The sequence below is a fragment of the Sphingomonas sp. CCH9-E2 genome (genome assembly GCF_001557215.1).
GTDB lineage: Bacteria > Pseudomonadota > Alphaproteobacteria > Sphingomonadales > Sphingomonadaceae > Sphingomonas.
In genome coordinates, this window is the sequence record NZ_LSJM01000310.1 from 21,697 (window position 1) to 33,001 (window position 11,305).

The following is an 11,305-nucleotide window of genomic DNA, read 5'->3' on the forward strand; positions in this document are numbered from 1 at the left end:
CCCTCAGTCGAACACGGCTTCATACCGCACCGCGCCGGTCAACGGCTCGCGGCTGCGCGGCACGAGGAACAGGCACATGCGGCCGAAGCTGGGGTGCGAGAGCCAGTAAAGCCCCTGGGGCAGCGATGCGCCGACCGCGCCGCGCAGAAACATCGAATAGGGCATGCGCCACGCGATCGAGGTCGCGCGGGGACGCTCGGCCCGCACCTCTTCCAGCGTCAGTTCATGCGCCGGGCCGACGATGCCGCCGACCAGGAACACGTCGCCGATCGCGGCGCAGGCATCGATCGAACTGGGCAGCGACAGGAGCGGTCGGGTGCCGGGCATCAGAAACGGCGTCCCGCAACGGCGGGGGGTGAAGATGCGGCGCAGGCCATAACCCGAAGGCTCCAAAGAGTGTGGAACGCCGGATTCACCCCTCCGGACATGGCCAAGATTATGCGTGCAGTGGGGAGGCGGACAAGACGGGAGTTTTGCGGATCGGCAGATTAACCATGCGGTCCGTCGCATCCGCGGTGCCGGTCGCAGGCTGGTGGCGGACGCGCTGTCCGACGAAGCTGACGATCCGGGGCGTATTGTGAGGCGAATCGCCGGGGAAGCGACCGCGAGGCGACCGGCTGACACCTGCGGCGCGACAGTGGCGCGACACGCACGCGACACCGGGGCGACGCGGACGCGGCGGGCTGTGACGGCGAAGCGACGGGTTGCGGTCATGGACGCGACGCCGACGCATCGGGTGCGCGACGGGGCGAGTCGCCGACCGGCTTGCGCGGCGCCAGCGGATCGGGCGCGAAGGGATCGGCGAGCCGCGCGGCGTGGAGCTTGAGGGCGTGGTTCCAGTGATGATCGAACGGCGTGCCGGTCAGCCGGTTGCGCAACGCATGCGCACTGGACCGCGACATCCCCGCCGCCCGCGCCGCCCGCGCGACGCTGCCCGTTTCGACGAGCGCGGTGAGGAAGACGCGTTGCTTGGCGGGGGTCCAGTGGCTGCGCTTGGCCGTAGCGGGGGTAGGTTGGTCGGGCATCGGATCGACTCCGGTTGGTTGGAGTCGATTCAGTTGACCGATTTGGTTCGTGTAGGAAAGGGGTTTCGGGTGCGCTGTCTCCCCTCCCTTCGTCACCCCGGACTTGTTCCGGGGTCCACCGTGCGGGAGGCGCGAAGGGCGCGGCTCGTAGGATAGGTCGCGAGTCTGTGCCTCAAACACTGCGGGATGAGAGCGTCGCGCGAATGCCTCATGGGTTCGGGGCGCGAGGACGGGTGGACCCCGGCACAAGGCCGGGGTGACGATGGGAGGGCGAGTCCGGCATTCAGCCGGAGATGGTCATGCGAGGCTTGTGCGAGGCGCAACCCTCCGTCACCCTCCCTCCCGCGATGCTCGAGCGAACGCCCTGCGTCTATATCCTCGCCAGCGGGTTCAACGGCACGCTCTATGTCGGCGTGACATCCGACCTGCTGGGGCGGATCGTGCAGCATCGCGAAGAGACGTTCGACGGCTTCACTGCACGCAACGGGATCAAGCGGCTGGTGTATTACGAGGTCGGGGGGACGATGGAGTCGGCGATCCGGCGCGAGAAGCAGCTCAAGCGCTGGCGGCGCGCGTGGAAGATGAACCTGATCGAGCGGGACAATCCGCGCTGGGAGGATCTGGCGGCTGGGCTGGGACTGCCCCCGCTGGATGAGGATGGGGTTTGACCGTCCGACCGTCGGTAGAGTGCGCCGGAACGCCAGCCTCCCGCCCCTCGTCACCCCGGACTTGTTCCGGGGTCCACTGTGCGGAAAGCGCGGAGGGTGCGGTTGTTGCGGTGGTGGTGCGTCTGCCGGTCAGCATGTGGCCGGGACTGCCGCAGAGTTGAGCGCGGGAAGCGCGCCACTAGCGGGTGGGGCGCGGGGATGGGTGGACCCCGGCACAAGGCCGGGGTGACGAGGTTAGTCGGCGTCGATTTCGCATTGCGCGAACTCGTAAGCCTGTTTGCGGTAGCGATCGACGTCCGAAAGATAGTTCTGAAGATTGTCGAAGTATCGCTTCAGGTCCTGACGATAGGATTCGACCTCATACGAGGAGCAATTTCGTCGCATGGCGCAGAACGGCTTTGTCGGGCGCGTCCCGTAGAAACTCGGCGCGCGCGGCGACATGCAATAGCGGTAGGCGGCCGTTGCAGGTGCGCTGCTCGACAAGGCGACACCTCCCAGAGTCGAAAGCACAATCGCAATCGCCTTGATGTGGAGGTGCGCCCGCATCCCCCTACTCCGCCGCAACCGTCCCATCGAACAACCCGCCCTCAGCGGCGTCCTCGTTCGCTGCCGGCGCGGCCTTCGCCTTCTGGCGCTTGTCGAAGCTATCCCACACTTCGTTCCAGTTGCCGCGGGTCGCGCCCTTCGAATATTCGGTCGCGCGGGTTTCGAAGAAGTTGGCGTGCTCGACGCCGTTCAGCAGCGGCGTGAGCCACGGCAGGGGGTGTTCGTCGATCATGTAGATCGGCTTCAGGCCCAGCTGGTTCAGGCGCCAGTCGGCGATGTAGCGGATATACTTCTTGATCTCCTTGGGCGTCATGCCGGGGACCGGGCCCTGTTCGAACGCCAGGTCGATGAACGCATCCTCCAGCCGGACCGTGGTCTGGCAGACGTCCATGATGTCGTCCTTCACCGCCTTGGTCAGGCAGTCGCGTTCCTTGGTGAAGGCGTGGAACAGGCGGGTGATGCCTTCGCAGTGCAGCGATTCGTCGCGCACCGACCAGCTGACGATCTGGCCCATGCCCTTCATCTTGTTGAAGCGCGGGAAGTTCATCAGCATCGCGAACGAGGCGAACAGCTGAAGCCCCTCCGTAAACCCGCCGAACATGGCGAGGGTCTTGGCGATATCCTCGTCATTATCGACGCCGAACTGCTGCAGATAGTCGTGCTTGTCCTTCATCTCGGCATATTCGAGGAACATGCCGTACTCGCTTTCGGGCATGCCGATCGTGTCGAGCAGGTGGCTGTAGGCCGCGATGTGCACCGTTTCCATGTTGGAGAAGGCGGCGAGCATCATCTTGATCTCGGTCGGCTTGAACACGCGGCCGTATTTTTCGTGGTAGCAATCCTGCACCTCGACATCCGCCTGGGTGAAGAAGCGGAAGATCTGGGTGAGCAGATTGCGTTCGTGGTCGGTGAGCTTTTGCGCCCAGTCGCGGCAATCCTCGCCCAGCGGGACCTCTTCGGGCAGCCAGTGGATCTGCTGCTGACGCTTCCAGAAGTCATAGGCCCAGGGATATTCGAAGGGCTTGTAGGTCTTGCGGGCTTCGAGAAGAGGCATGGGTTACTCCGATGAATTACTGCGCGGCCGCAATGCGGCCGGTGAGCAGGAGAATGGCGAATATCGCGGCGACGATCATGAAAAACGCGCCCATGAGGCGAAGATGGCGCAGGGACTTTTCGCTGCCCTGGACAGGCCGTGGCCACGGATTGCGGGGCGTGACGATCAGGAACAGGCCGACCGCCGCGAGCGCGACCGGCATGAGCTGGAGGAACAGCGAGTCGCTCATGCAACCCCCACAATGCTGGCGACCAGCGCGAAGCCGGTGAGGAAGAGGCAGAGCGCGAGCAGCATCGTGCCGGCGATGCGCAGGGCGTAGATGCCCTCGGGCGAGACGGCGCGGCGGCGCAGCAGGGCGATGCCCGCCACGCCCGACGCGATGCCGATCCCGGCCTGAATGGCGAGGGCGCGTGTCACTGGTCGATCACCGTACCGCCGCGGTCCTTCACCACGACGCGCTCCTTGACGATCACCTTTTTGCCCCGGTTGGCGCCGACGCCGAACACGCAGATGCCGAGGAAATAGCCGAAATCATACCAGCCGCCATTGTTGGGCACGGCATAGACCGCGACATCGGGGACGAAGAGCGAGAGCACCCAGGCGACCGGGAAGATGAAGCCGTGCCACAGCCCGAGCAGGAAGCCGGGCGCGGAGGGCTCGACCGCGCTGCCGACCTGCTGCGCGCAGGCGGCGAGGAGCGGGAGGAGGGCGAGGGCGGCGAGGGTGCGGGTGCGGGTCATGGGCGGTGCTCCTTCATCCCCTCTCCCATCGGGAGAGGGGCAAGCCGCGCAGCGGCGCGGGGTGAGGGTGAGCGGGATGTCGCTGGGGGCTGAGCCTGGTCACCCTCACCCTTCCCGCCCGCCTTCGGCGCGCAGGCCCTTTCGCTCTCCCGAAGGGAGAGGGAGATTTGGGCGATGACGCCGTCGGTGTTGTTCAGCACATCGTTGTTCCAGAAGCGGATCACGCGATAGCCTTCAGCTTCGATGAAGCGGGTGCGGCGGGCGTCAGCGTCGGTGTTCTCGGCGTGCTGGCCGCCGTCCACTTCGATCACCAGTTGCGCCGCGAAGCACAGGAAATCGACGCGGAACGGGCCGACGGGTGCCTGGAAGCGCCATTTGGTGTCGGGGAAGGCTTCACGCAGCGAGCGGCGGAGGACCTTTTCCGCTTCCGTTGCGTGGCGGCGCAGGGCGCGGAGCTGGGTCACCGTTCCCGATGGCTGGTCCTGATACAGGCGCATCACCCTCACCCTTCCGCCGCCTGCGGCGGCTCCCTCCCTCTCCCAAAGGGAGAGGGAATTTAGCTCACTGGCACGCCAGGCATTCGTCGTAATCGGTCGATTCGCCGAGGTTGAACTCCGGCTTTTCGATCGTGTTGTCGGCCTCCACGCCGCCGGCGAACCCGGCGCGCTGCACCGACTTGCTGCGGAGATAATAGAGCGACTTGATGCCGAGCTCCCACGCGCGGAAGTGGAGCATCAAGAGGTCCCACTTCTCGACGTCCGCCGGGATGAACAGGTTCAGCGACTGGGCCTGATCGATATAGGGCGCGCGGTCGCCGGCGAGTTCGAGCAGCCAGCGCTGGTCGATCTCGAACGACGTCTTGAACACGTCCTTTTCCTCCTGGGTCAGGAAGTCGAGATGCTGGACGGACCCGCCACGCTCGAGGATCGAGTTCCAGACATTGTCGCTGTTCTTCGACTTTTCGATCAGGATCTTCTCAAGATACGGGTTCTTGACCGAGAAGCTGCCCGACAGCGTCTTGTGCGTGTAGATATTGGCCGGGATCGGTTCGATGCAGGCGCTGGTGCCGCCGCAGATGATGCTGATCGACGCGGTCGGCGCGATCGCCATCTTGCAGGAGAAACGCTCCATCACGCCCATATCGGCGGCGTCGGGGCACGGGCCACGCTCGACCGCGAGCTGCATCGAGGCTTCGTCGACCTGTGCCTTGATGTGCTTGAAGATCTTGCTGTTCCAGGTCTTGGCCATCGCGCCTTCGAACGGCAGACCGCGCGCTTGGAGGAAGCTGTGGAAGCCCATCACGCCAAGGCCGACGCTGCGCTCGCGGCTGGCGGAATAGGCGGCCTTTTCCATGCCCGGTTCGGCGCGGTCGATATAGTCCTGAAGGACGTTGTCGAGGAAGCGCATCACGTCCTCGATGAACCCCTTTTCGTTCTTCCACTCGTCCCAGGTTTCGAGGTTGAGCGAGGAGAGGCAGCAGACCGCAGTACGCTCGTTACCCAGGTGATCCTTGCCGGTCGGCAACGTGATTTCCGAGCAGAGGTTCGAGGTCGAGACCTTGAGGCCCAGATCGCGATGATGCTTGGGCATGTTGTTGTTCACGTGATCGGCGAACACGATGTAGGGCTCACCGGTCGCGAGGCGGGTTTCGACCAGCTTCTGGAACAAAGCGCGGGCGTTGACGGTGCCGCGGACGCTGCCGTCCTTGGGGGACTTCAGGTCCCAGTCCTCGCCGTTGCGCACCGCTTCCATGAACGCGTCGGGGATGAGCACGCCATGGTGGAGGTTCAGCGCCTTGCGGTTGAAGTCGCCGCTGGGCTTGCGGATTTCGAGGAACTCCTCGATCTCCGGGTGGCTGATGTCGAGATAGCAGGCGGCCGAACCGCGACGGAGACTCCCCTGGCTGATCGCGAGGGTCAGCGAATCCATCACGCGGACGAACGGGATGATGCCCGAGGTCTTGCCGTTGAGGCCGACCGGCTCACCGATGCCGCGGACATTGCCCCAATAGGTGCCGATGCCGCCGCCGCGCGAGGCGAGCCACACATTCTCGTTCCAGGTGTCGACGATGCCGTTGAGGCTGTCGGGCACGGAATTGAGGAAGCAGCTGATCGGCAGGCCGCGCCCGGTGCCGCCGTTCGACAGCACGGGGGTGGCGGGCATGAACCACAGGCGCGAGATATAGTCGTAGATGCGCTGGGCATGCGCGGCATCGTCGGCATAGGCCGACGCGACGCGGACGAACAGGTCCTGGAAATTCTCACCCGGCAGGAGATAGCGGTCGCGCAACGTGTCCTTGCCGAATTCGGTCAGCAGCGCGTCGCGCGAATGATCGACCTCGACCGGGTAGATGCGCGGGGCGACGGTCTTCGAATCCAGCTTCTTCTTGGCCTTGGCAGGCTTTTCGGGCGCAGTCGCCTTGGGCGCAACGGGCGTTTCGACGGTATCGGTCACAGTTTCACTCACGCTCGTTTCCTGGCTGTCTCTGAAGTCCATCGGTCGTCCCCTGCCACGTCCAATCGTCACGACTCGGGGGGGGCGGTACCGATCCTAGCACCTTAGCATCCGATACGGAGAGAACAAATCGTGTCCATCCGCACCGTCCAAGCGACAGAAAGACACCCCGCGATATAGGATCGCGAGCGATGCTCCACCAGTGCTTGGGCTTGTCCCCCTGTGTGACCACTAGAGATTGTGCCAATCCGGCAGCAGAGGCAATACCGTAAATGACAGTTAAGGGACTCGGTTCGTCGCTGATATGACTCGGTTCATGGCACGCCAACCAGCGCAGAGGGGCCGCGACGCGCGGGCCTTCCTCGCCTTTTCAGAATGCAAGAGAACGACGCGCGAACGCGGGATTTTTTTCGCAGGCCGATTCATCCACAGCTTTCTGACTCCGCGACGCCGCCAGATGTAGCGATCCCCGCCCGGCACGCCGGACGGGGAGCTGAAAGAAGAAGACCCTCCCAAACCCCTCCCGCAAGCGGGAGGGGCCTGTATTGAGGTCGTCAGAACCGGCCGGTCAGTTCGATCCCGTAGAAGCGCGGCTCGGCCGGAATGAAGGTCGGGATGCCGAACGCGCCGCCAGTGTTGCCGGCGTCGAGCAGATAATCCTCGTTCGACAGGTTGCGGCCGAACAGCGCCACTTCGTAGCGATCGTCGGCAAAGGACACGCCGGCGCGCGCGTTGAACAAAGTGACGCCCGGCTGGCTGATCAGCGGATTGTTCGGGATCTCGAAGAAGATCCGCGAACGATAGGTGACCGTCGGCGTCGCGAAGACGCGCACGCCGCCCAGGTCGGTGTTGAGCGTGAAGCCGCCTGCCGCCTGCACTTCGGGCTGGAGGCGGAAGCGCGCGCCGGAGAAGGCGGGAGCGACCGAATTGCCCTTTTCGATCTTGGCGTCGATATATGCGCCATTGGCGAAGAGGGTCAGCCACGGGGTTGCGCGGACGCTGACTTCGGCCTCGACACCGAAGTTGCTGGCCTTGCCCGCGCTCTGGGTGACGGTGGTGCCGTTCGACTGGACCACGCTGACCTGGAAGCCGTCATATTTCTGGTAATAGACGCCGAGCGTGCCCGACACCGGACCGACGCGACCCTTGAGCCCGGCTTCGTAGTTCCACACCTTTTCCTCGGCGACGAGGCTGAGGTTTTCGACCGGACCGCCCGCAGTCGCGCGCGCCGACAGCTGCACCACCGGCGAGCGGCGGCCCTTGGACACGGTGGCGAAGAGGTTGATGTCGTCGGTCGCGCGGAACAGGATGTTGAAGCGCGGCAGCACCGCATCGAAGCTGTCTTCGGCATGGAGCGTGCGGCCGGCGGTGTCGACCTGACCGGGGATCAGCGACGCGCCGCCCGACAGCTGCGACCGCGGCACGCGGGCGAAATAGCCCGAGCGGCGGGTTTCGGTGAGCCAGCGCACGCCGGCGGTCAGCTCAAGCTGCGGGAACGGGATCCAGGTGCCGTCGGCGAACAGCGAATAGCTGTCGTTGCGGCCCTGATTTTCGAACACCGAGCTATAGGGGATCGACGTGCGCAGGCCGCCGGTGGCAAGCGCGGTCGCCTGTGCCGCGGTCACCACGCCCGCCGCGTTGATGCAGCCGAGCCCCGGAATGATGTTCGCCGCGCACTGCAGGAAAATGCCTTCCTCCGACGAGAAGGGAACGTTCTGGAAATTGTCTTCGACGAACACGTTGAAGCCGAACGAGCCGCGGAACTTGGTGCCGGTATAGGCGAAGCGGCTTTCCTGGCTCGCCTGCCAGCCCTTGGCATATTCGGCGAACTCCAGATACCAGGCGGCCGAACCATCGGCATCGAACACTTCGAGGCTGTCGAATTCGCGATAGCCATTGACCAGGGTCAGCGACCAGCGATCGGTGATGTCCCAGCTGACCGTCAGATTGGCGTCATAGACTTCGCGGTTCAGGCCGAGCTTGTCGGCACCCAGCGCGGTCGCCGAAAAGGGCGAGCCGCCGAGATGCGCGACGCCGAACGGGTTGCCCGGACCCGCCGTGGTCGGCAGCGCGCGCGAAATGAAGGGGGTGCCGCTGTTGCGCTGCTGGTCATAGGTGAGGATCAAGTCGGCGCGGAACGCGTCGCTGGGCTCGAAGCGGAGTGAACCGCGCACACCGAGCTGGTCCTGCGCGTAGAGATCGTCCTGATTGGGGGCGAGATTTTCGACATAGCCGTCACGCTTCTTATACTCGAACGCGATGCGGCCGCCGAACACGTCGTTGCCGGCATTGACGAAGCCCGCGACGCGCCATGCGTCGAAATTGCCGTAGCTGACGCTCAGTTCCCCCGAAAAGCCGGGCTCCGGACGCGCCGAGATGATGCTGATCGCGCCGATGGTCGAGGCGGTGCCGAACAGGGTCGCCTGCGGCCCCTTGATCACTTCGACGCGCTCGAGGTCGTAGATCGCCTGGTAGGACCCACGCGAGCGCGAGATGTCGACGCCGTTATAATAAAGCGAGACGCGCGGCCCCTGCTGCGCCGAACCCGAGTCCGAGGTGATGCCGCGGATCACGATGCCGGGGTTGTTCGCGCTCTGCTCCTGCACGTTGAGGCCGGGGACATAGTTGGACAGCTCGTCCAGATCCTGCACGCCCAGTTCGCGCATCCGCGCGCCGCTGTTGGCGCTGATCGTGATCGGCACGTCGACCGCGCGCTGCTCGCTCTTCTGCGCGGTGACGATGATGTCGCCATCATAGCCCTCGGTCGCGGGAGCCGCCGGTGCTTCCTGCGCAAGCGCGGTGCCGGACACGGTGGTGAGCAGCGCCGCGAACGCGACGCCGGAAAGGCGCAATGCCATGATCGGATTCCCCTGAATGATGTTGTCTTGGTGATCGCCCCCTGCGCCCGATCTGTTGCAGCGCAACGCGATTTCGGTGACGAAGCGGGGAGAGTTTCGTGACGATTTGGCGACATCGTTACGCTTGAGACAAGCCACCCCGCTGCCTAGGGCGGGTGGGTATTCCCGCGATCGGAGATTCCGCCATGTCGTTGCTTCCCGCCCTGTTGCTGCTTGCCGCCGGAACCGCCGCCACTGCAGCGGAAGCACAGCAGGCCGCACCCTCAGCCGGTGCCGAACTGGTGGTCGAACGATCGATCGACGACCTGTCCGCCGATCTGGCAGCCGGGCGGACGAGCAGCGAGGCGCTGGTGCGGGCCTATCTGGCGCGGATCGAGGCTATCGATCGCAAGGGGCCGACGCTGCGGTCGGTGATCGCGACCAACCCGGACGCGATCGCACAGGCGCGCATGCTGGATGCCGAGCGGCGCGCGGGCAGACTGCGCGGGCCGCTGCATGGCATTCCGGTGCTGGTGAAGGACAATATCGACACGATCGGCATGGCGACCACCGCGGGGAGCCTGGCGCTGAAGGACAATATGACCAACCGCGACGCGCCGCTGGTGGCGAAGCTGCGCGCGGCGGGGGCGATCATCCTGGGCAAGACCAACCTGTCCGAATGGGCCAATATCCGATCGACCCGGTCGATGAGCGGGTGGAGCGCGGTCGGCGGGCTGGTGCGCAACCCCTATGCGCTCGACCGCACCGCGTGCGGTTCATCGAGCGGGTCGGGAGCAGCTGCCGCCGCCAGCCTTGCCGCCGCGACCGTGGGGACCGAGACCGACGGGTCGATCGTGTGCCCGTCGTCGATCAACGGGCTGGTGGGGATGAAGCCGACTTTGGGGTTGGTCAGCCGCACCCATGTCGTGCCGATCAGCCATAGCCAGGACACCGCCGGGCCGATGACGCGCAGCGTGCGCGATGCCGCGCTGATGCTGACCGCGATGGCGGGGAGCGATCCGGCCGATGCGGCGACGGCGCAAGCCGATGCGAAGCGGGTCGATTATGCCAAGGGGCTGGACGCCAATGGCCTGCGCGGGGTGCGCGTCGGAGTGGTGCGACCGCCTAACCTGTCCCCCGATCTGGCGCGCGTGTTCGATACCGCGTTGGAGCAGCTGAAGACGGCGGGCGCGGTGCTGGTGCCGGTCGAGCGGCCGGCAACGCCCGGGATGGGTGCTGCGGAGTTCTCGGTGTTGCTGACCGAACTGAAGGCCGATCTCGACGCCTATCTGGCGACCACACCAAAGGCGGTGACCGCGCGCACGCTGGACGCGGTAATCGCGTTCAATGCCGCCAATGCGGCGAGCGAAATGCCGTTCTTCGAGCAGGAGATTTTCCTGGATGCGGCGAAGACCAAGGGTCTGGACGACCCCGCCTATCGCACCGCGCGCGAGACGTCGCTGCGGCTGGCGGGCAAGGACGGGATCGACGCGATGCTGGCCAAGGCGAATGTCGCGCTGCTGGTCGCGCCGACGGCGGGCGCGGCATGGCCGTCCGATCCGGTGCATGGCGACCAGTCGGACGGCCCATCGGCAAGTTCGATGCCCGCAATCGCCGGATACCCGCATCTGACCGTGCCGATGGGGCTGGTCGACGGATTGCCGGTGGGGTTGAGCTTCTTCTCCACCGCCTGGCGCGATGCCGAGGTGCTGAAGGCGGGATATGCGTTCGAGCAGCGGGCCAAGGCACGGGTAGCACCGCGCTATTTGCCGAGCGTGGATGCCGGGCCGGGATTGGACGGGGTGCGCTGAACGCTAGGCTGTATCGATATTCAGCGATCAGTCGCCCCGCTATCCTCCCCCGGCCAGGGGGAGGTGGCAGCGCGAGGCGCTGACCGAGGGGGAGGAAGCGCGACGGTCGAGAAGGCACAGCCGTCCTCCCCCTCCGTCGCCTTCGGCGCCACCTCCCCCTGGCGGGGGAG

At 65.5% G+C, this 11,305-nt stretch carries 12 protein-coding genes; 2 read left to right on the plus strand and 10 right to left on the minus strand.

What is annotated here, in order from left to right:
* Positions 1-3: 3 nt before the first annotated feature.
* Both AX681_RS14680 and AX681_RS14685 read right to left on the minus strand, forming a co-directional pair.
* The gene (locus AX681_RS14680; protein ID WP_066657589.1) at positions 4-327 is read right to left on the minus strand and encodes a DUF6916 family protein; all 324 of its coding nucleotides are present in this window, start codon (positions 325-327) and stop codon (positions 4-6) included.
* A gap of 383 nt (positions 328-710) precedes the next feature.
* The gene (locus AX681_RS14685; RefSeq protein ID WP_066657591.1) at positions 711-1,025 is read right to left on the minus strand and encodes a helix-turn-helix domain-containing protein; all 315 of its coding nucleotides are present in this window, start codon (positions 1,023-1,025) and stop codon (positions 711-713) included.
* A 299-nt stretch (positions 1,026-1,324) separates the two neighbouring features.
* On the opposite strand from AX681_RS14685, the gene AX681_RS14690 reads away from it, so the two are divergent.
* On the plus strand, positions 1,325-1,693 hold the full coding sequence (locus tag AX681_RS14690) for a GIY-YIG nuclease family protein (RefSeq protein WP_231733672.1): 369 nt from the start codon (positions 1,325-1,327) through the stop codon (positions 1,691-1,693).
* Between the two features lie 234 nt (positions 1,694-1,927).
* Here AX681_RS14690 and AX681_RS14695 read toward each other — a convergent pair whose 3' ends face one another.
* The 8 genes from AX681_RS14695 to AX681_RS14730 all read right to left on the minus strand — a co-directional run bounded on the left by AX681_RS14695 (position 1,928) and on the right by AX681_RS14730 (position 9,345).
* Positions 1,928-2,239, minus strand: coding sequence for a hypothetical protein (locus AX681_RS14695; RefSeq protein ID WP_066657596.1), 312 nt, complete (start codon positions 2,237-2,239; stop codon positions 1,928-1,930).
* A gap of 4 nt (positions 2,240-2,243) precedes the next feature.
* Positions 2,244-3,293 (minus strand): ribonucleotide-diphosphate reductase subunit beta, encoded by a 1,050-nt coding sequence (locus tag AX681_RS14700; protein WP_066657600.1) that lies wholly within the window; start codon positions 3,291-3,293, stop codon positions 2,244-2,246.
* A 16-nt stretch (positions 3,294-3,309) separates the two neighbouring features.
* Complete coding sequence (locus tag AX681_RS14705; RefSeq protein ID WP_066657602.1) at positions 3,310-3,522, minus strand: hypothetical protein; 213 nt, start codon at positions 3,520-3,522, stop codon at positions 3,310-3,312.
* Positions 3,519-3,710: a hypothetical protein gene (locus tag AX681_RS14710; RefSeq protein ID WP_066657605.1), complete on the minus strand. Its 192-nt coding sequence runs from the start codon at positions 3,708-3,710 to the stop codon at positions 3,519-3,521. The genes AX681_RS14705 and AX681_RS14710 overlap by 4 nt, the downstream gene beginning before the upstream one ends.
* Positions 3,707-4,033, minus strand: coding sequence for a hypothetical protein (locus AX681_RS14715; protein WP_066657608.1), 327 nt, complete (start codon positions 4,031-4,033; stop codon positions 3,707-3,709). The genes AX681_RS14710 and AX681_RS14715 overlap by 4 nt, the downstream gene beginning before the upstream one ends.
* Complete coding sequence (locus tag AX681_RS14720) at positions 4,030-4,530, minus strand: endonuclease domain-containing protein (protein ID WP_082737857.1); 501 nt, start codon at positions 4,528-4,530, stop codon at positions 4,030-4,032. The genes AX681_RS14715 and AX681_RS14720 overlap by 4 nt, the downstream gene beginning before the upstream one ends.
* 64 nt (positions 4,531-4,594) lie before the next feature.
* A complete protein-coding gene (locus tag AX681_RS14725) occupies positions 4,595-6,529 on the minus strand; it encodes a ribonucleoside-diphosphate reductase subunit alpha (RefSeq protein WP_066657610.1) in 1,935 nt (644 codons plus the stop codon).
* Positions 6,530-7,041: 512 nt separating this feature from the next.
* Positions 7,042-9,345, minus strand: coding sequence for a TonB-dependent receptor (locus tag AX681_RS14730; protein ID WP_066657612.1), 2,304 nt, complete (start codon positions 9,343-9,345; stop codon positions 7,042-7,044).
* Positions 9,346-9,530: 185 nt separating this feature from the next.
* Between AX681_RS14730 and AX681_RS14735 the strand changes: the two genes are divergently transcribed.
* Positions 9,531-11,135: an amidase gene (locus AX681_RS14735; RefSeq protein WP_066657614.1), complete on the plus strand. Its 1,605-nt coding sequence runs from the start codon at positions 9,531-9,533 to the stop codon at positions 11,133-11,135.
* Positions 11,136-11,305: the final 170 nt, after the last annotated feature.